Source organism: Mycolicibacterium vaccae NBRC 14118 = CIP 105934 (assembly GCF_001552715.1).
Classification (GTDB): Bacteria; Actinomycetota; Actinomycetes; order Mycobacteriales; family Mycobacteriaceae; genus Mycobacterium; species Mycobacterium vaccae.
This window is the reverse complement of record NZ_BCRS01000045.1, coordinates 1-22,624: the sequence shown is the minus strand read 5'-3', so window position 1 is coordinate 22,624 and position 22,624 is coordinate 1. Positions and strand designations below refer to the sequence as shown.

19 protein-coding genes and 1 pseudogene are annotated in these 22,624 nt (G+C 65.4%); 14 read left to right on the top strand and 6 right to left on the bottom strand.

Features of this window, described 5'->3' with window-relative positions; translation table 11 throughout:
- Positions 1-95 precede the first annotated feature (95 nt).
- The 8 genes from MVA01S_RS11055 (at position 96) to MVA01S_RS11020 (ending at position 8,973) form a co-directional block, all read left to right on the top strand.
- Complete coding sequence (locus tag MVA01S_RS11055) at positions 96-1,232, top strand: acyltransferase family protein (protein ID WP_110765605.1); 1,137 nt, start codon at positions 96-98, stop codon at positions 1,230-1,232.
- A complete protein-coding gene (locus MVA01S_RS11050) occupies positions 1,232-2,341 on the top strand; it encodes an SGNH hydrolase domain-containing protein (RefSeq protein ID WP_081529038.1) in 1,110 nt (369 codons plus the stop codon). The genes MVA01S_RS11055 and MVA01S_RS11050 overlap by 1 nt, the downstream gene beginning before the upstream one ends.
- A gap of 25 nt (positions 2,342-2,366) precedes the next feature.
- Positions 2,367-3,242: a GNAT family N-acetyltransferase gene (locus MVA01S_RS11045; RefSeq protein WP_003930240.1), complete on the top strand. Its 876-nt coding sequence runs from the start codon at positions 2,367-2,369 to the stop codon at positions 3,240-3,242.
- Positions 3,243-3,332: 90 nt separating this feature from the next.
- The gene (locus tag MVA01S_RS11040; RefSeq protein WP_003930241.1) at positions 3,333-4,895 is read left to right on the top strand and encodes a hypothetical protein; all 1,563 of its coding nucleotides are present in this window, start codon (positions 3,333-3,335) and stop codon (positions 4,893-4,895) included.
- A 3-nt stretch (positions 4,896-4,898) separates the two neighbouring features.
- Positions 4,899-6,470, top strand: coding sequence for an acyl-CoA ligase (AMP-forming), exosortase A system-associated (locus tag MVA01S_RS11035; protein ID WP_003930242.1), 1,572 nt, complete (start codon positions 4,899-4,901; stop codon positions 6,468-6,470).
- Positions 6,467-7,693, top strand: a complete 1,227-nt coding sequence (locus MVA01S_RS11030) for a pyridoxal-dependent decarboxylase, exosortase A system-associated (protein WP_040541094.1) — start codon at positions 6,467-6,469, stop codon at positions 7,691-7,693. Before MVA01S_RS11035 ends, MVA01S_RS11030 begins: the two co-directional genes overlap by 4 nt.
- A gap of 44 nt (positions 7,694-7,737) precedes the next feature.
- A complete protein-coding gene (locus MVA01S_RS11025) occupies positions 7,738-8,652 on the top strand; it encodes an ATP-grasp domain-containing protein (RefSeq protein WP_003930244.1) in 915 nt (304 codons plus the stop codon).
- Between the two features lie 90 nt (positions 8,653-8,742).
- Positions 8,743-8,973 (top strand): acyl carrier protein, encoded by a 231-nt coding sequence (locus MVA01S_RS11020; RefSeq protein ID WP_204249576.1) that lies wholly within the window; start codon positions 8,743-8,745, stop codon positions 8,971-8,973.
- On the opposite strand, the gene MVA01S_RS11015 is transcribed toward MVA01S_RS11020, so the two are convergent.
- Entirely contained in the window at positions 8,970-9,896 is a 927-nt protein-coding gene (locus MVA01S_RS11015; protein WP_003930246.1) for a hypothetical protein, read from the bottom strand. The genes MVA01S_RS11020 and MVA01S_RS11015 overlap by 4 nt on opposite strands.
- A 442-nt stretch (positions 9,897-10,338) precedes the next feature.
- On the opposite strand from MVA01S_RS11015, the gene MVA01S_RS11010 reads away from it, so the two are divergent.
- On the top strand, positions 10,339-10,905 hold the full coding sequence (locus MVA01S_RS11010) for a GNAT family N-acetyltransferase (protein WP_144033045.1): 567 nt from the start codon (positions 10,339-10,341) through the stop codon (positions 10,903-10,905).
- A gap of 230 nt (positions 10,906-11,135) precedes the next feature.
- Positions 11,136-11,942 carry an aspartyl/asparaginyl beta-hydroxylase domain-containing protein gene (locus MVA01S_RS11005; protein WP_110765599.1) on the top strand — a complete coding sequence of 269 codons (807 nt, stop codon included), beginning with the start codon at positions 11,136-11,138 and terminating at the stop codon, positions 11,940-11,942.
- Between the two features lie 31 nt (positions 11,943-11,973).
- On the opposite strand, the gene MVA01S_RS30420 is transcribed toward MVA01S_RS11005, so the two are convergent.
- The 4 genes from MVA01S_RS30420 to MVA01S_RS10990 form a co-directional block, all read right to left on the bottom strand.
- Positions 11,974-13,206 (bottom strand): lipase family protein, encoded by a 1,233-nt coding sequence (locus tag MVA01S_RS30420; RefSeq protein ID WP_157895634.1) that lies wholly within the window; start codon positions 13,204-13,206, stop codon positions 11,974-11,976.
- Positions 13,207-13,632: 426 nt separating this feature from the next.
- Entirely contained in the window at positions 13,633-16,128 is a 2,496-nt protein-coding gene (locus MVA01S_RS11000; RefSeq protein WP_003930250.1) for a right-handed parallel beta-helix repeat-containing protein, read from the bottom strand.
- 477 nt (positions 16,129-16,605) lie between these two features.
- A complete protein-coding gene (locus MVA01S_RS10995; RefSeq protein ID WP_040541092.1) occupies positions 16,606-18,255 on the bottom strand; it encodes a DNA repair helicase XPB in 1,650 nt (549 codons plus the stop codon).
- 31 nt (positions 18,256-18,286) lie between these two features.
- Positions 18,287-20,557: a helicase-associated domain-containing protein gene (locus tag MVA01S_RS10990; RefSeq protein WP_003930252.1), complete on the bottom strand. Its 2,271-nt coding sequence runs from the start codon at positions 20,555-20,557 to the stop codon at positions 18,287-18,289.
- A gap of 65 nt (positions 20,558-20,622) precedes the next feature.
- Between MVA01S_RS10990 and MVA01S_RS10985 the strand changes: the two genes are divergently transcribed.
- The 4 genes from MVA01S_RS10985 to MVA01S_RS10970 are packed head-to-tail and all read left to right on the top strand — an operon-like array spanning position 20,623 to position 22,191.
- A complete protein-coding gene (locus MVA01S_RS10985; protein WP_003930253.1) occupies positions 20,623-20,808 on the top strand; it encodes a hypothetical protein in 186 nt (61 codons plus the stop codon).
- A gap of 47 nt (positions 20,809-20,855) precedes the next feature.
- Complete coding sequence (moaC, locus tag MVA01S_RS10980) at positions 20,856-21,293, top strand: cyclic pyranopterin monophosphate synthase MoaC (protein ID WP_051015268.1); 438 nt, start codon at positions 20,856-20,858, stop codon at positions 21,291-21,293.
- Complete coding sequence (locus MVA01S_RS10975; protein WP_003930255.1) at positions 21,290-21,769, top strand: MogA/MoaB family molybdenum cofactor biosynthesis protein; 480 nt, start codon at positions 21,290-21,292, stop codon at positions 21,767-21,769. Before moaC ends, MVA01S_RS10975 begins: the two co-directional genes overlap by 4 nt.
- Positions 21,766-22,191, top strand: a complete 426-nt coding sequence (locus tag MVA01S_RS10970) for a molybdenum cofactor biosynthesis protein MoaE (RefSeq protein WP_003930256.1) — start codon at positions 21,766-21,768, stop codon at positions 22,189-22,191. Before MVA01S_RS10975 ends, MVA01S_RS10970 begins: the two co-directional genes overlap by 4 nt.
- On the opposite strand, the pseudogene MVA01S_RS10965 reads toward MVA01S_RS10970, so the two are convergent.
- A pseudogene (locus MVA01S_RS10965) lies at positions 22,192-22,624 on the bottom strand (transglycosylase family protein); the annotation flags it as partial.

The window sequence follows — 22,624 nt, the reverse complement described above, 5'->3', positions numbered from 1 at the left end:
CCCTCGCAGGTCCCGTAGGCACCGTCGCGACCTCGGGAAGTCACCGGGCCCCGGCGCACCCGGCTCGGACACAGTTCCGGCCGGACATCGAGGGCATGCGTGCGATCGCGGTGGTCCTGGTGATCCTGTTCCACGGCTATCACCAGCCCTTCACCGGTGGCTTCATCGGCGTCGACATCTTTTTCGTGATCTCCGGCTTCCTGATCACCAGTCTGCTCTTGAGGGAGAACGACAGAGGAGGTCGCATCTCCATAGCCGGCTTCTATGCGCGACGTGTGCGGCGGATACTGCCGGCGTCGACCGTAGTGGTTCTGGTGACGTTGGTGGCGACGTACCACTGGCTGGGGTTCATCAATGGAAACGCCGTGGCCGAGGATGCCAAATGGACCGCAATATTCTCGGCCAACGTCCATTTCGCTCTCCTCGGGACGGACTACTTCGGCGCCCAGATGCCCCCGTCTCCGCTGCAGCACATGTGGTCGCTCGGTGTTGAGGAGCAGTTCTACTTCGTGTGGCCGGCCGTGTTCCTGGTCCTGGTCTTCATCGCCCGCGGCGCCCAGCATCGTCGGGTACTCGCCGGGGTCTTGTCGGTGATCATCGTCGCCTCGTTGTCCTGGTCGGTCCTCCAGACGGCGATCAATCAGACCTGGGCCTACTTCTCCCCTCTGACACGAGCATGGGAGCTGGCGTTGGGAGCCCTGGTCGCAGTGCTGGCGCCGAGTATCGCCCGGCTGAAACATCTCTGGGTGCCAACGGTGTTGGCAGTGGGAGGCCTGTGTGCAATCGCCGTGGCCGCGTTCGTGCTCACACCGGACACCCGCTATCCGGGCTCGGCCGTGATCCTGCCAGTCACCGGTAGCGCGGCATTGATCGCCGCCGGCTGCATCGCCCGGCCCACTTGGGTCGGCCGGGCGCTATCAGTACGCCCGATGCAGTGGATCGGCGCCCGGTCCTACTCGCTGTACCTCTGGCACTGGCCACTTCTCATCATTCCGGCCCGGTATCTGAACAAGGATCTCAGTCTGCTGCAGGCGACGGGTCTGGTCGCACTGGCCGTGCTGGCGTCCGCGTTGACTTTTCGCCTGGTGGAGGACCCGATCCGCAGGTCCAAATTCCTTTCCGCGCGTACCGGATTGAGTTTGGCGATGGGAGCATTACTGATGGCCGTCACAATTCTCGCCGCACAGTGGCTTATCGCGTCCAATTACGGATCGTGGGAGGTGTTCACGTGATGTTTGTCATCGAGTCAGGAACAAGATCGGGGAGGACAAAGATCCTGTCGACCAACTCAATCCGTCGTTCATGGTCGGGTCGGCGGCGGCGCGGGCGTCTCACCCCGCTGCTCGCGGGAGTCGTCGTCGCCTTGGCGGCGTGTTCGTCGTCCGGTGGCGGATCCGACATGCCGGCATACCAGTCGGAGCAGAACCCTGCCGAATCGGCGAGTAGCGATCTGAGCACGCAGACGTACGCCACCACGGCGGAAGTCCTGGAGGCCGTGACCGCAGCCCAAAGCACCCAGGCACTCCCGCCCGGCGCGTCCGAGCAGTTGGTCGCGATGAGTCAGGTGGCTCGCTCGAACAGCAACGCCGAGGAAGCAGGGCCGGAGAAGTGCTTCGACAAGCTCGATATCAGGTCCTCAGCGGCCTACACGAGTCTCGGCGACTGCGCATACGGCGACCCGAACGGGACGAAATTGATGGTCATATACGGGGATTCGCGTGCCCAGATGTGGGTGAACACCCTGGAGCGGGTCAGCGCAACCACCGGCTGGAAGGTGCGGTTGTTCGCACAGGGCGGCTGCCCCGTCGCGGATCTGCAATTCCGGGACAACAGGACGGGGGTGCCCGATGCCGCGTGCGACGAATTCCATGCGACCGCGATCGAGGAGATCAACAAACTGCATCCGCAGCTCGTGATCACCGCGAGCAATGTAGGTCACAAACTCGCCAATGGCGAAACGCCTACACCCGCCCAATGGCAGGACGCATGGGTTTCGACATTCCAGAAGTTGACGCAGCCGGGCACCCGCCTTGCGATGCTCGGCGCCATCCCCGCCTGGAACAGCAACGACGCGCAATGCCTCGCTGCCCACACTCAGGATGTACAGGCATGCAGCACCGACCGCGCCAATGCGATATCGGACTTCTTCGATGCCGAGAAGGCGGCGGCGGCCGCCGCGGGCGCTCACTACGTGGACACCGTGCCGTGGGTGTGCGCCGAGAAATGTCAGCCGGTCATCGCCGACACCATCGTCTACTACAACCCGTTTCACTTCACGAAGAGGTACGCCGTCTACCTCAGCGGTGCCGTCGCCGAGGCACTTGCACCCGCAATGGGGTAGGGCATCCACGGTGTCCAGTTCAATCGTGTCAAACATTCCGGTCCTCGAGGTCAAGCCGATCACCGATGCCGACGTCCGGACGGTTGCGGAGTTCCTGCACGCCGAGTTCTTGAACCTCGGTGTGACGAGAACCAGACCGGTCACCGATTGGGTTCGCGCGATGAACCCGCCCTGGGCCGCCGAGCAGCCCAACCACGGCTATCTCCTGCGCGAAAACGGCCGCGTCGTCGGCGTGCATCTCGCGCTGTACTCGGAACGAGTGATCGATGACCACGTGCGACGTATCTGCAACCTCGGTGTGTGGTGCGTTGCGGAACCGTACCGCGCCTCCGGAATGCGCCTTCTCCGGTCGTTGCTCCGCCAAAAGGGTTACACCTTCACGGATCTCACCCCGAACCCGAACGTCGCGACACTGAACACCCGGCTTGGGTTCGCCGCGCTCGATACCACCACGACGCTGGTGCCCAATCTGCCCACGCCGCTGCGGGCACGAGGGGTCCGGGTCATCGACACCACCGACGAGATCGACCGGGTGCTCACGGGGCAGGACCAACAGATCCACCGCGACCATGCGCCGACGGCCGCGCGCCACGTCGTGCTCACCGACGGCGATGAGAGCTGCTATGTGATGTACCGCCGCGAGCGGTACAAGCATCTTTGGCTGCTCGCCACGGTCCTTCACGTCGGCGACACCGGCTTGTTCACGCGCTGGGCGCCGCATTTCTACCGATACCTGCTGTTGCGGCAACGGATTCTGGCGACGTTGGTCGAGGTCAGGGTCGCCGGGCAACGGCCGTTCAGGTCGGTACCGGTTCAGGGGCGATCGAGAATGTACTTCAGCGACGACATCGACGCAGCCGAGATCGACTATCTATACAGCGAATTGACGTGTCTCGAATGACTCGATCAGAAGGGTTTGCGCGCCACATCCTGCTGCAGGGGCCCGCTCTGCGCCACGCGGGAGCCCCCACCTGTCACGGAAGGAGCCGCCATGCGACTGAGTGTCACCTGTGAACCCAGCCTGCCACCGTTGGCCTGGTGTGTGAGGCTCCGTCGCGGCGATGCCGAACTCCTGTGCGGCACCAGCGTCGAGGTCCGCGACGACGCCTTCTTCGAAGGGGCGTGGGCAGGCGACGCGCACTCGTTCGAGTTTGCCGATGCGGTCGATGTGTTCGGATCGGGCGGCCGGATCGCCGGAGACGATCTGATCGTCGTCCCCCCGAGTCACACCCTGGAGCGGATCCAGTACATCAAGCGCGGAGCCGAGATCCTGATCTCGAACTCCTTGGTGTTCCTCCTGACGGCCGCCCGCGCAGAACTCGATCCGCACCATCCCGGCTACGCGACCGACTTCGCCGGGATCATCCATCACGGCATTCGCGAGTTCGACACCGTCATTCCCATCCGCTTCGCCGGGGATTCCGGACCCGGCGGCGGGGAAGCGCACCTCGTCTACGTGCACAACGTGCGCTTCCATCACGACGGCCGAATCTCCTTCCTGGACAAGACCTCAGGGCGGCCGTACGAGACGTACGACGAGTACGTCGCACAACTCGCCGGCGTCCTGGAGCAAACCGTGCACAACGCGGCGGCACCGTGCCGTTCGGTGACGTATTCGCCGCTGGCATCCATCTCCTCCGGTTACGACTCCCCGGCGGTGGCAGCCCTGGCCCGCCGCGTCGGCTGCGTCAAGGCGTTCACCTTCACCCACGCCCGCACGCGGGCGGGCCATCAGGAGGACGACTCCGGAAAGCCGATCGCGGCGGCTCTGGGCTACGAACTCAAGGAGTTCGACCGGATGGCTTACCGCGACGCTGGTGAATTCCCGGAGGCCGAGTTCCTCGCGACCGGTATGAGTGGTGAAGATCTGAACATGGCCGGGTTGGACGCCGAGGTGGGTCGGACCGTCTTCTTCAGCGGGCACTACGGAGGCCGGGTCTGGGACCTGCACACCTATCCCGACGAGTTACTCCGCCGGGGGGACATGAGCGGTGCTTCGCTGAACGAGTTCCGGCTGCGCGTCGACTTCGTTCATGTCCCCGCTCCGTTCATCGGCGCCCGCCGGCATCCGAAGCTCCTCGAGATCGCCCGCAGCGACGAGATGAAGGCTTGGTCGACCGGAACCGACTACGACCGCCCCGTTCCCCGTCGTATCGCCGAGGACGCCGGTGTGCCACGCGGCGACTTCGGGCACAGGAAGCGTGCGACCACGGCGCTCCTGCACGTGCCGGGGGACTCCGCGTGGACGGTGCGGACACGGGACGCTGTGCGGGATTACGTCCGGGCACAACGCCTGCCGCTGCGTACCCGCCTGAGCTATGCGCTCGACGCGGCAGCCGAATCGTCGCGATCGTTCACCTACCGGGTTCTGCGCAGACTGAACCTGCTGCGCCTCGCACCGGCACTGGCGACAAGGCCGCTGGAGATCCACAGCCACACGCACCTCGGCCCGCTACCGACACTCTGGGCGATCGAGTGCATCAATCCGCGCTACCAAGCTGCGGTCGAGACCTGGCGGGAGACGCTGTCGGCCCCTCCCGCCGCGGCGGGGTGAACTATGCGGACAAACCTCCATCACCTCATCGAGGAGCACGCGCTGACCTATCGTGACTTCGCCGCGCTGACGTTCAAGAAGACGACGCTCACCTACGGTGAGCTGTGGACGCAGGTGCAGGACGTGGCTGCCGGGTTCACCGCACTGGGCGTCGAACGAGGGCAACGCGTCGCGGTCTACCTAGACAAGAGGATCGAGACGGTCACGGCCATCTTCGGTGCGTCGGCGGTGGGCGGGGTGTTCGTGCCGATCAACCCCTTGCTGAGACCCCCGCAGGTCGGCCACATTCTGCGCGATTGCGATGTCCGCGTCCTCGTCACCACCCCCGATCGGTTGGCGCTGTTGGCCGACGAGTTGCTCGCCTGTCCGGCGCTCGAGAACGTCGTGCTCGTGGGCGCCCGGGCCGAAGAACATGAGCCCGGCACGCGACTGCCGACCCTGAACTGGGAACATCTGGTCGCCTCACACGATGGCAGCCCCGCCCCGGTCGCGGTCATCGACCTCGACATCGCAGCCATCCTTTACACCTCCGGGAGTACGGGCAAGCCCAAAGGAGTGGTGCTCAGCCACCGCAATCTGATCGCCGGCGCGGAAAGCGTGTCGACGTATCTGGAGAACTCGGCCGACGACATTCTGCTGGCGGCGTTGCCGCTGAGTTTCGACGCCGGATTCAGCCAGCTGACAACATCTTTCGCGGTCGGAGCCCACGTCGTCCTGACGAATTACCTGCTGCCCCGTGATATTCCCCGGCTGTGCGCCCGACACCGAGTGACCGGCCTCACGTGCGTGCCGCCGCTGTGGATCCAGATCGCGGAGCAGAACTGGCCCGATGACGCGCGGGCCTCGCTACGGTACTTCGCGAACACCGGCGGTCGGATGCCCAAGCCGGTCCTGGACCGACTGCGCGAGGTGTTCCCGACGGCGAAGCCGTACCTCATGTACGGGCTCACCGAGGCCTTCCGATCGACGTACCTCGATCCCGCCCAGATCGATCAACGGCCCGGCTCCATCGGCAAGGCCATCCCGGGTGCCGAGATTCTGGTGGTCCGGCCCGATGGGTCGACGTGTGATCCAGGCGAAGAGGGCGAACTCGTCCATCGCGGTCCGCATGTGGCGCTCGGCTACTGGAACGACCCGGCCCGCACCGCTGAACGGTTCCGGCCGGTCCCGGGACGCGACGAACCCTGGCGCACCGCGGAACTCGCGGTCTTTTCGGGCGACACGGTGGTCACCGACGCCGATGGATACCTGTACTTCGTCGGCCGCCGGGACGACATGATCAAGACGTCCGGCTACCGCGTCAGCCCGACCGAGATAGAAGAAGCCGCTTATGCCACCGGCATGGTGCGCGACGCGGTCGCGCTCGGCGTCGAGGACGCCGCGCTGGGGGAACGGGTGCTGCTGGTGGTGGCACCGACCGCCGAGGACGTCACCACAGACGCTCTGCTGGAGGCGATGAGGTCCGGGCTGCCGCTCTATATGGTGCCCGGCTCCGTCGTGATCCGTGCGGAGATCCCCCGCTCGCCCAACGGGAAATTCGACCGGGCGGCACTGCGCGAGGAGCTTGCCACGTGAATCTACGTCCAGTGATCGCCGCTTTCGGCATTGCCGAGGGGCAACTCGCGGTCGGCGGAATGCCGCTCGACCGGCTTACCGCCCGCGTCGGGTCGACGCCCTATTTCGCCTACGACCGACGCTTGCTGAGCGAGCGTGTCGCGGCGCTGCGCGCGACACTGCCGTCGGCGATACATCTGAGCTACGCGGTCAAGGCCAACCCGATGCCGGCGGTCGTGCAACACCTCGCCGGCTTGGTCGACGCGCTGGATGTCGCCTCCACACTCGAGATGCGAACCGCTCTGGACACTCCGCTGTCCGCGGACCGGATCAGCTTCGCCGGACCGGGCAAGACCGTCGCGGAGATCGCGCAGGCGGTCGCGGCGGGCGTGACCATCGAGATGGAATCCTCGACGGAAGCCCGACGTGTCATCGAGGCCGGAGAGATGTTGGGAGTACGGCCGCGGGTGGCGGTCCGGGTGAATCCCGACTTCCAGGTGAAGGGTTCCGGGATGCGGATGGGCGGGGGGCCCCAGCAGTTCGGTGTCGACGCCGAACAGGTGCCCGAACTGCTCGCCCTGGTCGCCACCGCCGATCTGGACTTCCTCGGGTTCCACGTGTTCGCCGGTTCGCAGAACCTCAACGCCGAGATTCTCTGTGAGGCACAGCAAAAGACCGTAGAGCTCATCCTCGGACTGGCCGACAAGTCGCCCGCCCCGGTCCGGTATGTGAACCTCGGCGGCGGCTTCGGCATTCCCTACTTCGACAAGGACTCCCCGCTCGACCTGGGCGTGATCGGGACGAACCTGACCATGCTCGTACAGGACCGTATCCAGCCAGAGTTGCCGGATACGAAGGTGGTGATAGAGCTCGGCCGTTACATCGTCGGGGAGTCCGGCGTCTACGTCACGCGGATCGTCGACCGCAAGGTGTCCCGCGGCCGTACGTACCTCGTCGTCGACGGCGGCATGCACCATCAGCTGGCCGCATCCGGAAACTTCGGCCAGGTGATCCGGCGTAACTATCCGATCGCGGTCGGCAACCGCCTCACCGAGGCACCACAGTCGGAGGTGACAGTGGTCGGCTGTCTGTGCACCCCGCTGGATCTGCTGGGTGACGGTGTCGTACTGCCGGACGCCGAGATCGGCGATTCGATCGTGCTGTTCCAGGCAGGCGCCTACGGCCTGACGGCCAGCCCCACCGCATTCCTGGGACATCCGGCGCCTATCGAAGTACTCGTATAGCGGGGTGGAAAATGAGAGATTTCATACCTAACAGGGAGTTCGCCATGGAAGAACTCCAAGAGCATCCTGCCTACAAGTTCGCGGGAAAGATCTACCACGACAGGATCATCGGGACGATGGTCAGGATCAGATATCGCACGAAGTATCTACGGAAGAGGTTCGAACGAGACCATCAGGCCGCCACCATTCTGTTCCACCCGGACCGACCCGATTACTCCCAGATCCTCTATAAGATCTGCAACTCGCTGGGTCTGACGATAACGTCGTCGGCCACCACGCGGCCGGATGTCGTGGTGTCCTTCGAAGACGTGACCAAGCGACAGCACAATGCAGTCCTGACCGAGCTGTCCGACAACCATTTCGTGGTGAATCAACACTGCAACGACATCAGCAAGACGTACGTGGAGAAGGTCTTTCGTGACGTCTTCGGGTACGGCACATTCGTCGATCCCCGCACGTACCAGGGGGCATGTGTCATGAAGTCCGACGACAACGCGATGCATGACGGGACTCTCATCGAATGTCCCACGACCACACCGAGAACCGACGTCGTCTTCCAGAAGCTGATTAACAACACGACCGGAGATGAGGTCGTCGATATCAGGGTTCCGATCGTCGGCGGCTCGATACCGCTCATCTATTGGAAGTACCGCGACGCGAGATCCCGGTTCAGCAATCGGAACGCCCGTGCGAAAGTCGGTCCCCCCGACTCGGCGTTCTCGGACCGCGAACTGGTGCTGATACAGCAATTCGCGAAGAAACTCGGCTTGGATTTCGGTGAACTGGACGTCCTCAGGGACGTCGACGACGGCCAGATCTACATCGTGGATGTGAATAACACTCCGTGCGGACCGCCCAATCACCTCGGCAAGGCCGAAAGCGAGCAGGCGGTGAAATTGTTGAGCGCCAGTTTCAATGAAGAATTCGTCCGCAAGGCACCGACCCGCGATGCCCACTGAACGAACCCCGCGGGCGGGCCGTCCAATTTTCGCATCACCCTAATAGGAGGAAGCAGCTAGATGAACTACAGCACGGAGACTCTGGAACGCGTGAAGGTGGTGCTCGTGAAGACCCTCGCGATCCAAGATCGCGCCGACAATCTTGACGCGTCCACCGAACTGTTCGGCAGCATGCCGGAACTCGATTCGATGGCGGTGGTCGCCCTCTCCGTCAATCTGGAGAGAGAGTTCGACTTTGAGATCGACGACGAGGACTTCACCGGCGACGTCTTTGAGACGATCGGCACTCTCGCCGAATTCGTCGAGCAGAGCGCGAACTAGGTGCCGATCGGATGCTCCGGCACGTGCGACGGGCCGGGTTTCGGTGCGTCGTGGTGCGGAAAGCGGCCTTGGAACTCGAAACAGGTCAGCTCGCTGTAGAGATCGTCGATCTTTGCTGGTTCAAGGTCGTCGGACAGATACATCTTCGCCGGACCCGCCACCATTACCGACCTAGGCAGGCGGTGGCCCACCACCCTGATCTCGCCCAACGTAGCGGGTATCCCGCGCCGGAGCAGAAGGTAACGATAGAAGTGGGGCGCACAATCCTCAAACGTGTCGGGATCGCCAACGTGCAGTATCGATGCGAACGTGGGCCGACGCTTGATCCGGCCGTAGTCCAGTCGGAACATCACGTAGCAGCTCCGCTCACCCGCGACGAGCACTACATGGTGAGCAGCGGCGGCCTGGGCGTGGTCGCGATATATCGTCTGGTCTCGCCCGTGCAGCAAGTCCTCGATCCCCTTCGGGGTGTCGACAACTCGCACCCGCCTCGACCACACCGGCCACGGAATGTTGGGGGCCATCGAGCGCGTCGTGTCGAGGTGAGCGAACCCGAGTCGGGCGTTCAGCGCGACGATCTTGCGATTGGGCGTCAGGTCGGTGAAGGTATATCCCTTCTGGCGGAGCAACGTCCGCAGCAAGCGCAATCCCGCTGCGCGGTGTTCTTCTGCGACGCACCAGGTCCCGAGATTGCAGATGCGGTGGCATCGACCATCGATCGTCCGTTCCGAATACAACGCCAGATGCGCGCCGACGAGGCGTCGGTTCTCGCGCAGCAGGTAACCGTAGTTGGGTTGGACGAAATCCCACGTGGTGGTCATGGCCCGACGCCAGTCGGCCGCAGACACTTCAGGCCCGATCTCACTGTGCAGGAAGTCGGCCACCTCAGGGATGTCGGCTTTGGTGATCGGTGCGACCTCCACGGGGCGTACCTCTGGCATGTCGATACGGTACCGCAGCGGCGTGGACAGCAACTGAGGCCAAGTGCGTCCCGGGCGCTGACAAATCTGCTTGATGACGTTCGGGATACGCCGTGGCATATCGGTTTTCCGTCTCAGCGAATGAAGTTCGCTGAGACGAAACACCACATCGTGAGCCGTGATAGCGTCTCGCAACGTGGGGGCATGACTGACATCAAGGCCCACACTCGTGGAGGGGGAGAGACGTGCGGCGTGATCCGATCTCGGTGATCTGGGCGAACTTTGGTTGTCGAACCGGCGTGGTTCATACACGTCTCGGACACGGTGGCCGAACCGCATGAAGCGGCTCCGGGATAACGTCGCCCTCCTGATTGAGCTCTTGCGCAGCCCGCGGGGACGCAGGTGGCTGTGGCGGACCGCGCGGAAGCGGTTTCACTCAACTACGGTGTCGATTGGGATCAGCGACGACCTGAGTGTCCCGTTCAATGCGCCGCCGGCGAAGATTCCCCTGGTCGTGCGAAAGCTTCAACCAGGCGATGACCTTTCGTTGGTCGCCGACGACCCGGACCTGCCGCCCGAGGTGGCGCGACATCGTGCGGACCAGCGTTGGCTGCTGGACTCCGACCTACCTGCGCCCTGGGTCGCCATCGATCCCGAGGGAGCAGTGTGCTTTATCGCGTATCTGTTCACGGCGGAAGACAACCCGCGTATGCAGGCGCTTTGGGGCCCATTAGCTCCGGTACTGAAGCCGGGCGAGTCGATGGTCGAAGGCATTTTCACATCGGAGCGTCATCGTGGGCTGGGGGTGTTCATGGATGCCGGTACCAAGATATTGGACGAGGCCCGCAAACTCGGAATGCGATCTGCAATCGGCGTCGCGGGCGAGAAGAACCTCGGGACCTTCAAGGTGGCCGAAAGAGCTGGCTGGACACGACAGTTCAAACGCGTCGAAAGCTGGCGCCTGTTTCGCCAGAGCGTGACCTTCGAACCACTCGAGGGGGCTTCCGCGTAATAGCTGTTCGGTTGACCGGGCGTTCGCCTGTCGGCTGCATGTTCCCGGCGTAGTCGCGTTCACATCAAAGGTGAGACTATCCTCGGCGTCGACCACCAATCATGGCTACGGGTCGATTTGTTTGTCTTTTCAATCATCGCAAACGGTTGATTCGCTGTCGGCGTCAACATGTTTCGGCAAATAGACAATTTGTCGCCGGATGAATCTGCCGCGGTGTTAGGGTCTCCGCGATGTCTGAAAAACGGCGCTCGATTGTTCTCGGCAGGATCGCTGCCTGGGCATACGCGATGTTCGACCGGCTTCAAGCCTTGTTCGGACGTCTGCTGTCACATGCGCCGTCCGGTCGCACCGAGTTCTTCGACCCCTCGGACTTTCCCTGGATCGCTGAGGTCGAGGCACGTGCCGACGAAATTCAGGCCGAACTCGACGGTTTGCTCGCCGAGGTCGATAAGCTCCCCAACTTTCAGGACATCCAAGAGGAGCAGCGCCACCTCACCCAGGACGACCGGTGGAAGGTATTCGCCTTCTATGCGTACGGCGGCCGTGCGGAAAGCAACTGCAACAGATGTCCGCGTACGGCCGAGATCGTGGAATCGATTCCCGGCATGACCACGGCGCTGTTCTCGGTGTTGCTCCCGCACAAGCACATCCCGCCGCACACTGGGCCGTGGAAGGGGGTGTTGCGTTACCACCTCGCTCTCCGCACCCCGGCAGATGAGACCCTGACCCGTATCCGCGTCGGTAGCAGTACTCAGCACTGGCGCAAGGGTCGCAGCATGGTCTTCGACGACACGTTCGAGCACGAAGTCTGGAACGACAGCGAGGAGACACGCGTTGTCCTCTTCGTTGACTTCATTCGTGAATTGCCTTGGTACCTAGCGATCCCCAACCGCGCTTTCATCGGCGCCATTCGCAGGTCGCCTTACATCAGGCGGGCATTGGCCAACTCCGAAGCGTGGCAGGAGACGCTTGGTGCACAGGTCACGGCCGACACCGGCAGCACCCAGCCGGGGACCCCTGACAGGCTCGCGCGCTAGCACCTGGGCGAGGGTGCTGCCGCTGACCCACTCAGCCTGAGTTCTCAACTGGACAGTTCGACGGCGCAGGGGCTCCGTCGAATCGAGCGGCCACCCACCTCGCGACGATCGAGGCGGATCTCCACAAGACGTTGTTGTGATCGGCGCCTGGAATCTTTCGGTACTCGATGTGTCCGCCTAGTGAGCAACTGCCGTCAACCGCGGTGCGCACCCATTCCGGAAAGACCAGGGAATCCACAGCGCCGGAGATGACGAGCATCGGCCGGTCCAAGGGGTGTTGGGGCAGCGCAATCTCGCGCATCGCATCCCGCAGCTCAGCGATGTCGTGGGGAGAGCCCGGCGTGGTCTCGTGCGCCCCGCTCAGCTGATCGACGACCGTTTTCCATGGGACCGGAGCGGGGGGTCTTCTTGGCGGTGCCTCTGTCGTACGTCGTTGTGCACAATGGCTCAGGCGTTTCCGCTCGGCCTCAGCTGCACCAGGCAGGAAGGCATCCTCGTCAAGATCCGGGTGGTACCTGCCCAAGCCGACGATGAACAACGGGAACAGCGCCAGCTGTTCCTCCGTGAGTGAACCCGACCAGATGAGGTCCGCCGTGGCTGTCACATTTGCCGCCGGTGCGACCGCGACGCTCCCCACCAATTCGAGACCATCGCCGTAGTACGGGTTCAACTCGTTGGCGGCCCATGCCGCTTGTCCACCCTGTGAATAACCGATCGCTGCCCAGCGTGTGGACACCGTCGGCGAGATCTCGCGTAAGGCACGGACGGCATCGATGGTGTTGAATGCCGCAGTCCGTTGCTCGAGGTACAGATGTGAACCCGTCGGGCCGAGCCCTTCGTAGTCACTGAGCGCGACGGCGTACTTCCTGTCCAGCAATGATTCAACGATCGGCGCGTATCCCTGAAAGTCCGGCTGGTAGGAGGGACCGCAGTCGGTGCCGATACCAGTTGTTCCGTGTGCAAACGAAACAACCGGCCAGCCACCAGGCGGCGGGGTTCCTCGGGGGAGGAAGAATGCCCCGGACACCTCGCGTCCTTCGCCGTCCAGGCCGGAGACTGACCTATAGACGGCACGCCACGCGCCACCAAGTACCGACTCGGGGTCAGCAAGCGGTGGGTCGTAGGACTCCTTGTGGACGATTAAGCCACGGTTCTGCCAGACGTCTGCGGGGACATCAGGCAACGGCACCACGATCGGGGCAGCGATCGGCGCGGATGGCAGCACCGGGTCTGCGGCGGTCAAGCCGAGCATCGAGAAAATCACCAGAAGTGGAAACGCCAGACGCCAACTCGATCTGGCGAAACTCGTCAGCGTCCCCCGTAGCGCAGTACTTCTGCTGCTCCGACGATGTCGCATCTATTCGCTACCGGGGAGTGCGCCGTCGGTGCTGCGACAGTCAATCTTACGAGTAGCTATCGCAGTCAGCCCTTTCCCGGTGAGCCCTGCCGAGCGCGGGCTGGTGGCGAAACTCTGCTTTCTCTCTGCAGCCTAGCGAAGGCAACGTGACCCGTCCCGGAGAGTGAAGGTCGCCACCGAAACGTTTCGCGACGCGCTCAACCGGCAGATCCCCGCCTCTGTCGGTGGACCGGTGTCAGACGGATTCACCGCGATCGAGCGTGAGCAACGATGACACACCGTCCGGTAAAGCCAGTGAGGCCGGAAATTGTCACCCTTGACGCCGACGCGCGATTACGGCAGATATACGCCGTTCGGGCTGGCTAGAACCACATCAGTTCCGTTACTGACCACCGTGTTACCGGCGATGAGGTAACCGGTTACCCCGCCGTTGGTCCAGATGCCGTACTTGCGATTGTCCGTCACCTTGTTGTCTTCGAGCACGGCACCGCGGACATCGTTGAGCAGGATGCCGCTGCCGTTGCCGTAGATCGTGTTGCGCCGGATAAAGAGGTCCTCGAGCGGGGCCAGGTCGGCCTTGATGCCGGCTTCCAGATTGTCGTAGAAGATGTTGTCTTCGATCCAGGTGTTGTTGCTGTTGTTGACAATTCGCAGGCCGCAGGTGCAGTTGTAGACGATGTTGTGGTGAATCCAGTTGTTGGGTCCCGAATTGTCGTGCAGCTTGTCGGTCCCGACCACGCCGCTGTATTCACCGATCTCGATACCGGCCCCGTTCGGGCTCACCGAGGTGCCGTTGCGGACACAGTCGGACACGGTGTTGTACCGGATCTCGTTGCTGTACTCGTCCTCGCCGTGCAGGTCGATCGCGCCGGATACCGCGCCGGTGATGGTGTTGTGCTCGATGAGGTTGTGGTGCGCATACTCCTGGATCAGGATGCCGTGGCGAATCACCGGGCCGATGGTGTTGTTCCTGACCCAATTATTGTGCGAGCCCGCCTGATCGATGATCACCCCGTACCCCGAGCCGCCGCCGTCGAGAGCAGAGGCGTTCCTGATCACATTCCCGTCGACCAGGATGTTGTCCGCGTTCTGGAGCTGGACGCCGAAACGGCGGTGCTTCTCGATGAACAGATCCCTGACCGCGATCCGCGAGACCTGACCGCCGTTCTCCGAGCCGAGGCTGACTGCGGCGTTGTAGATCTTGCCCGAGGCCTGGGTGATGGTGAAGCTCGAAATCGTCAGGTTGGTGGTGCCGGCACCTGCGTAGATCACCGCATACGGGTTGGTGAACAAATAGGACATCGTCGAGAACGCGCTGGCCAGGACGGTCGATTCCTGTGACTGGCCGATCAGCGAGACCCCGGTCTTCAGCGTGATCCTCGACTTCACGTGATAGACGCCGTCGGGGATGTACACGACGTCGCCGGCTTCGGCGGCGTCGATGGCTCTCTGGATCGCCGCAGCGTCGTTGTCAGAGCGCTTGTCCGACGTGGCACCGTAGTCGCGGACGTTGTGGGTCTTTCCGGTCGCCGCGTCGGGGTGCTGGAACGGATCCTTCAACCCGGCGTCGTAGTCGCCCGGGCTCTGGGCGGGTTGTTCTCCGGGGCCACCGCCCGGGGCTCCCGTGCCCACCTTCGCGATCGTCACGGTCACCGTCTGCAGGATGGTGCCGGCGGGGGTGCCCGCCGTCGCACCGGTCAGCGCGCGGACCATCTTGTTCCACATGCCTTGGAAACCGTGGGTGTGGGAGTCGGCGTTGGTCTCGCGAACCACCACGGTGAAGGTGTCGGTCCCTCCGCTGGCGGCCAACGACTCCGAGGGCGTGTAGGTGTAGTTGCCGTCGGCGTCCACCTGCACGCTGCCCCGCTTGGGCCCGGTGGACAGCTCCACCTCGAGAGGATCCCCGTCGGGATCCTTCGCGCCGACAGTGCCGGTGACCACACCCTGGCTGGACTGGCCGGGCCGTTGAACGGGTTTCGCCGTCGGTGTCTTGTTGAAATAGGTGCGCTGGAAATTCAGAAAGAGGGCCCGGAGCAGTTCCGCCAGGGTCTTCGGCGCTGCCGGTGCTTCCACCGCCGACGCCGTCTGCAGGGTCGTGACCGTTCGTGAAGCCTGGGACACCGGGGAGCGGTCGGCCTGCACGGCCGCCGGCAAAACCACCGCTGCCGGAGCAGCTTCCGGTGGTGACGCCTCGTCCTCTTCGCGTGGCGCCACCGGTTCGGGATCGGCGTCGACGACCGGCTCGGAGTCGGTCCCGGGAACCAAGTCCTCTTCAGTCAAGTCCTCGGAAGCCAGGTCCTCGGAAACTGAATCCTCGTCGGCGTCGCCGTTCGGTCGCGTGGTGTCGCGTTCGTCGACCTCCGAGGCATCCGGCCGGCTTGGAGCGGATCCCTCGTTGTCCGAGTCGGCGGCTTCGTCGTCGGCATCGGGGTCGGTCGGGGCGTCGGAATCGTCGTCGGCGGTGTCCTCGGACGGTTCCTGCTGGGTGTCTTCGTCGTCGGTGTCGTCGAGGTCGGTGGCCTCTTCTTCGGAGTCGCTCCCGTCCTGCGGATTCTTGTCAGCGGTGTCGTCGGCGGCGCCGCCGGACGTCGCATCGGTCTGCGACGACGGGCTGCCGGCCGGCCCGGCCGATCCGGCCGTCTCCTCGGCGTAGGCGATCCCGGATCCCGAGATCGCCGCGGCGATGCCGACGCTCACCGCGCCCGCGGCCAGCCACGCATAGGGCTCGACCCGCCGGTGCTTGCGGCGATTGCGGCGGTTCGACTGCTGTGCCGCTGGCGGTGACGGAATGTTCCCCGTGGTGCTCGTATCGCGAACGACGCGGTCCATGTACGACCCCCGTGATGTCGAAAACTCCCCTGGCTGCAGCGCCTGGCATCAACATGTTGGGCCATTAGAAGACATTTATGCAGCAATTTCGAACTCCGCGCACATAAACGCAATTGTGGCAAATCGGAATGACATTGCCAGATATTTCGTTCAGCGCTAATTGCCCGGTTGGGATGCGCAGGCCTGCGTGTGGATGGCCTCTCCGCAGACTCTCAGCAAGACCTGACGAGAATATGACCTTCCAGCAGCGATGAGGCGGAATTGAAGCGCGTTCAGCCCTCGGCGCCGGAGGAGGCGGCAATTGGCGATAGTCGGGCGCCTCTACTGACGTAGAGATGCTTAATGTGCAGCCAGCAAAATTTATCTGTCCGCCAGAAGCGTCTTCTGGATATGCCTCAGCAAGGTCCTGAATTCACTTGGCGCTTCGGTCGTGGCCGGATTGGCGTCCCGGTTCGACCGACGCGCCCTGCTGGACGGTCAGATCGCGGGTCCGAGCAGGTCGTCGGCGTCCTTGATGACGTAGGCATATCCCTGTTCGGCGAGGAAGCGCTGGCGGTGCGCGGCGTACTCGGCGTCGAGGCTGTCCCGGGAGACCACGGAGTAGAAAACCGCGCCGCCGCCGTCTGCCTTCGGCCGCAGCAACCTCCCCAGTCGCTGCGCCTCTTCCTGTCGCGACCCGAACGTGCCCGACACCTGCACGGCCACACTCGCCTCGGGCAGGTCGATGGAGAAGTTCGCCACCTTCGACACCACCAACGTGCGGATCTCGCCGCGGCGGAAGCCGTCGAACAGCGCCTCACGCTCGGCGTTCTTCGTCGACCCCTGGATCACCGGAGCGTCCAACTCCGCGCCCAGCTCGTCGAGCTGGTCGAGGTAGGCGCCGATCACCAGCGTCGGCTCGTCGGGATGTCGCTCCAGGATCGACTTCACCACGGCCATCTTGGTGTGTGCCGTCGCGCACAGCTTGTACCGCTCCTCGGGTTCGGCGGTGGCGTAGAGCATGCGTTCGTTGTCGGTCATCGTGACACGCACCTCGATGCACTCGGCCGGGGCGATCCAGCCCTGCGCCTCGATGTCCTTCCACGGCGCGTCATAGCGCTTCGGGCCGATCAGCGAGAACACGTCGCCCTCGCGTCCGTCCTCCCGGATCAGGGTGGCGGTCAGGCCCAGGCGCCTCCGCGACTGCAGGTCGGCGGTCATCCGGAACACCGGTGCGGGCAGCAGGTGCACCTCGTCGTAGACGATCAGGCCCCAGTCCCGGCTGTCGAACAACTCGAGGTGCTTGTACTCGCCTTTGGTGCGGCGGGTGATCACCTGGTAGGTCGCGATGGTGACAGGCCGGATCTCCTTGCGCTCGCCCGAATACTCGCCGATCTCCTCCTCGGTCAGCGAGGTCCGAGCGATGAGCTCGCGTTTCCACTGACGCCCCGCGACGGTGTTCGTCACCAGGATCAAGGTGGTGGCACCCGCCTTGGCCATGGCAGCGGCCCCCACCAGCGTCTTTCCGGCACCACAGGGCAGCACCACCACACCGGATCCGCCGTCCCAGAACGAGTCGGCGGCCATCTGCTGATAGTCGCGCAGCTGCCAACCGTCCTGCGCGAGCTCGATCGGGTGGGCTTCCCCGTCGACGTAGCCGGCGAGGTCCTCCGCCGGCCAGCCGATCTTGAGCAGCATCTGCTTGACCCGACCCCGCTCGCTGTTGTGCACGATGACGGTGTCGTCGTCGAGGCGGGCGCCGAGCATGGGCGCGATCTTCTTGTTCCGCAGCACCTCTTCGAGCACGGCGCGATCGAAACTGACCAGGGTCAGGCCGTGCGCCGGGTGCTTGACCAGCTGCAGGCGTCCGTAGCGGCCCATGGTGTCGACGATGTCGACGAGCAGCGGCTGGGGCACCGCGTAGCGGGAGTACGTGACCAGCGCATCCACCACCTGCTCGGCGTCGTGACCTGCGGCGCGGGCATTCCAGAGCGCCAGCGGGGTGATGCGATAGGTGTGGATGTGCTCAGGCGCACGCTCGAGCTCGGCGAAGGGCGCGATCGCCGCGCGGGCCTCCCCGGCGAGCTCATGGTCGACTTCGAGCAGCACCGTCTTGTCGGACTGCACGATCAGCGGGCCGTCAGTCACGCGGCACCTCGGTGGTAAGTCATCCCACCCATTATCCGGACTCCGCCGACACCACCGATGTGACCCGGTGGATGGCGAACTCGCGCACTCGACCAGACGCCGGGTCGTAAGCGGTCAACTGACCGCCCCGCACGTTGATCGGGGCCACCACCCGCTGCGTGGCCACACCCGCGGGATCGACGTAGCCGATGACCACCGACTCCTGGAGGTGCGCCGCCTGCTGCAGCTCAGAGATCGCCACCGCGGGGTCCAGCCGCAAACCGGTCGACGGCGTGGACGCGACCTTCCGCAGCACAGCCACGATCGCGGCCAGGGTCTGATCCGTGGGCACGGCGTTGTGCCGGTACCCGCGCCGCCGGCCTGGGGACGGTACGCGGGTGCCCCGGCTGCGCAGATCGACGACGGCTCCGCTCGCGTCCTCGGCCGCCGGGGCGAAGCCGGCGGTGCGGAGCGCGGTGAGCACGTCGCCGATCGACGCCTGGGACACCGCGACGGTCGGTGCGAGCAGGCGCAGCTCCACTGATTCGGTCGCGGGCGCCGCGACGGCCTGCGCGAGCAGCGCGGCGTCCTCACACCGCACGAACGCTGATGCCATCCCGACCCGGAGCTGTCCGTGCCGCCTCGCCACGTCGTCGATCAGGTAGTTCAGCGCCTGCGGCACGGGCGTTTTCGAGTGACGGTCGAACAACGCGTGGATCCCGCCTGCGGTCTGGCCGCTGTCGAGGGCGCGTCGCACCGACGCCTCGTCGATGCGGTACACCATGGCCGCGCCGGCCGACTCGACGTTGGCCACGGCCGCCAACTGCTCGGCCAGCCCGCGTTCCAGCGGGCCGGGCACGACGACCGTCAGATCGGCCTGCAGCAGGAAATGATCGATCGGCGCGGGCAGCACCTTGGCCATCGCGGCGACCACTGCGTCGTCGCTGTCGCCGGCGAGCAGACGGCGCAGCGGGGAGGCGATCGCGCCCCGGCCGACCGCGCCGACGGCGTGGGCTTCGGTGAGCATGTCGCCGATCGGGCCGGGCTGCAGGCGTGCAGCCCAGCGCGGCCGCTTCCAGACCAGCGCCTGGGACGCGCTGTCCGTGTCGACCCCCGCGCCCGCGGGGAGCTCGGCGAGCAGCTCAAGCAGCAACCGACGGTCCAGCGGTGCTGCAGTCGAGAACAGTGAATCCGACAGCGCCGCATAGGGTTTGTTGTCCACCCCGCGGGTGCCGATCAGGCTCGGACGGCTGGGCAGCTCCAGCCACGCCGACACCATCAGGTGCCATTTCGTCGCGGTGGGGGATTCGACGAACCGGTCGAACGCCACCGTCGGGGCCCAGTGTGACCCCGCGCCGTCGGAGGGGTCCGGCTCGGGCACGCCCGGCGCGATCAGTCCGGCGCCGGCACTGACCTCCAGGATCAGGCCGAGACGCCGTTCGTCGATGCCGGTGATCTTGGCCAGCCGTTTCACCTCGCGGACGCCGAGCCCGCCGCTTCGCAGTTCGGGAACCGGTGTCTCACTGAGTGTTTCGAGAACGACCTCGGTTTCGCGTAGAAAGTCGATCGCCGCGCCGGCGGCCACCGCGTCCACGTCGGCCGCCGTCGTCGACGTCACGGCCGGGTCGGGCGAGGCCAGACTGACCGGCCCCGCGTGCTCTCCGCGCAACACCTGGCTGACGAGGCGGGGGAGGATCACGGTTTCGTCGTCGATCCTGCGCAGCAACCCGGCCGCTAGTAGGCGGGGGACCGGCCGGTCCGGCGGGGTTCCGGGCATGGCGTCGCGGGTCCGCCCTATCGGCGAGCCCTCCAACAATTTGTCCAGCAGATCCCGGGCGGTCTCGTCCACCGATTCGAGGGCCGCGGTGATCTCGGCGCCGGTCGGTGACGTGTCCTCTGAGGTGACCTGCCCGGGGTACCAGGGCAGGCTCGATGCGGCCTCGGCAACGACCCGCAGCGCACCCTCGCCCTCGAGGTCGCCCCAGACCAGGGCGCGCGCGGCGAGATCGTCGACCGCGGCGCGTACGTCGGCCACGTCTGCGCCGCGCCCGGCCAGGGCGCCCGTCAACTCGGCGAAGGTCACCACGGTGGTGTCGGCGTGCACGCTGAGCAGCGCGTCGAGCACTGCGAGGTGACGGAAATCCAGGTCGTCGGTCGCGACTTTCACGGACTGACGTGCGGCCGCGCGCGCCGCCAGCGCGGCGACGGTGCCCGGCGGGGGCTGGGTCAGATCGGGCCGCAGCCGCAGCAGCTGGATCAGCCGCTCGTCGCCGAGATCGGCCAACCAGGCGCCCAGCGGAACACCCGGACTCTTCGCACTCATTGCTGACCAGCGTAAAGGAGGCTCCCGAGGTCGCCCGCCGGCAAGTGGTTTGCCACAATGGCACCGTGGCTGATGACAAGAAGAACCGATACGTCGATCCGGGTTGGCCCACGACCGACCCCGACGACCACGCGGTCAGCGAGCTCGCGACCGACCGCACCGGCGCACTGTCGCCGTTCGGTGACGTGACGTTCCCGCTACCGGCCGAGGAACTGCCCTTCATCCAGGCCGTCACCGTCGTCAACAGGTAACGGTGACCGACCGCCTCTCGCATCTCGACGAGACCGGCGCGGCTCACATGGTCGACGTCACGGCCAAGGACGCCACCAAGCGGGTCGCGGTGGCGGCCGGCACCGTGCACACCACACCGGACGTGGTCGAGATGATCACCGCCAACGGGTTGCCCAAGGGCGACGCGCTGGCGACCGCGCGCGTGGCGGGCATCCTGGCCGCGAAGCGCACCAGCGACCTCGTCCCGCTCTGCCACCCGTTGGCGATCACGGGAGTGGACATCGACTTCAGCGTCGGCGGTGACGACGACCCCGGTGCAGTCCGCATCACCGCGACCGTGCGCACGACCGACCGCACGGGCGTGGAGATGGAAGCGCTCACCGCGGTGAGCGTGGCCGCGCTGACCGTCTACGACATGATCAAGGCCGTCGACCGCGCGGCCCGCATCGACGACATCCGCGTCGTGCGCAAGGAAGGCGGCAAGACGGGGACCTGGGTCAGATGACACGGTCCGGCCTGGTCATCGTCGCGTCGACCCGGGCCGCGGGCGGTGTGTACGAGGACCGGTGTGGCCCCGTGCTGGCCGACTGGCTCAACGACCGAGGCATCATGACCGCCGCACCGGTCGTGGTGGCCGACGGCGAGCCTGTCGCTGCGGCACTGCGCGCGGGGATCCGCGACCGGCATGACGTCATCCTGACCACCGGGGGCACCGGAATCTCGCCCACCGACGCCACCCCGCAGCTGACCGCCGCGCTGCTGGATTACCAGATCCCCGGCCTGGCTGACGCCCTCCGGCGCTCAGGGCTCCCCAAGGTGCCGACGTCCATCCTGTCCCGCGGGGTCTGCGGTGTCGCGGGCCGCACGCTGATCGTCAATCTCCCGGGCTCGCTGGGCGGAGTCAAAGACGGCATCGCCGTGCTCGCCGAGGTTCTCGGGCATGCCCTCGACCAACTCCAAGGCAAGGATCACCCGCGATGACCGCCGTCCTGCGCGCCGCGTTGACCGAACAGTCCATCGACTCGGCCGAGCACGAGGATCTCGTGGCCCACCACTCGGCCGGTGCGGTGGTCGCGTTCGCCGGAGTCGTCCGTGACCACGACGGTGGACGCACCGTCACCAGGCTGGAGTACTCGGCGCATCCGTCGGCCGAACAAACCCTCGCCGACGTGGCCGCCGAGATCGCTGCCGAGAGTCAGGGAGTGCGCGCCATCGCCGTCAGCCATCGGGTGGGCACCCTGAACATCGGGGACGCCGCACTCGTCGCCGCGGTGGCCGCAGACCACCGCGGCGCGGCGTTCGAGACGTGCGCGCGCCTCGTCGACCGGGTCAAGGAACGGCTACCGGTCTGGAAGCACCAGTATTTCGCCGACGGGTCCGACGAGTGGGTCAACTCCGCCTAGTCAGGCGGGCGGCGGCACGGGGGCCGGCACCGGCTCGGCAACCGGGGCCGGAGGCGGAACCTGGCCGACCGGAGCGTTCGGCCGCACACCGCCGGGGTCCGGGGTGGACAGCGGCCGCTGGGTGAGGGCCAGCAACGCGTCGGCGCCCGAGATCTCCTGAGTCTGGATGGCGTGCCAGATCTCCTTGAGGTAGGTCACGTTCGGGCTGCGATCCGCGTCCGCCGGTGCCATCGCGGTGCCGGGCGGCAGGTTGTCGGGGCTGGCGAGGTGCGGCACCTCGGTCGGCACCGGCAGCTCACCGCTGACCGCCTGGTTGACGATGTCGTAGGCCGGGGCGGGCACGTCCACGGCGCCGATCGGGGCCAGCGGATCGGGTGCCGGTGCTGCGACGGCAGCGGGCGCCGGGGCCGGTGCGGGTGGGGCGGGCGCCGGT

Coding starts and splice junctions, on each gene's coding strand:
- MVA01S_RS11055 (WP_110765605.1), top strand. CDS start 96: ATGCGTGCGATCGCGGTGGTCCTGGTGATCCTGTTCCACGGCTATCAC.
- MVA01S_RS11050 (WP_081529038.1), top strand. CDS start 1,232: ATGTTTGTCATCGAGTCAGGAACAAGATCGGGGAGGACAAAGATCCTG.
- MVA01S_RS11040 (WP_003930241.1), top strand. CDS start 3,333: ATGCGACTGAGTGTCACCTGTGAACCCAGCCTGCCACCGTTGGCCTGG.
- MVA01S_RS11035 (WP_003930242.1), top strand. CDS start 4,899: ATGCGGACAAACCTCCATCACCTCATCGAGGAGCACGCGCTGACCTAT.
- MVA01S_RS11025 (WP_003930244.1), top strand. CDS start 7,738: ATGGAAGAACTCCAAGAGCATCCTGCCTACAAGTTCGCGGGAAAGATC.
- MVA01S_RS11005 (WP_110765599.1), top strand. CDS start 11,136: ATGTCTGAAAAACGGCGCTCGATTGTTCTCGGCAGGATCGCTGCCTGG.
- MVA01S_RS11000 (WP_003930250.1), bottom strand. CDS start 16,128: ATGGACCGCGTCGTTCGCGATACGAGCACCACGGGGAACATTCCGTCA.
- MVA01S_RS10990 (WP_003930252.1), bottom strand. CDS start 20,557: ATGAGTGCGAAGAGTCCGGGTGTTCCGCTGGGCGCCTGGTTGGCCGAT.
- moaC (WP_051015268.1), top strand. CDS start 20,856: ATGGTCGACGTCACGGCCAAGGACGCCACCAAGCGGGTCGCGGTGGCG.
- MVA01S_RS10975 (WP_003930255.1), top strand. CDS start 21,290: ATGACACGGTCCGGCCTGGTCATCGTCGCGTCGACCCGGGCCGCGGGC.
- MVA01S_RS10970 (WP_003930256.1), top strand. CDS start 21,766: ATGACCGCCGTCCTGCGCGCCGCGTTGACCGAACAGTCCATCGACTCG.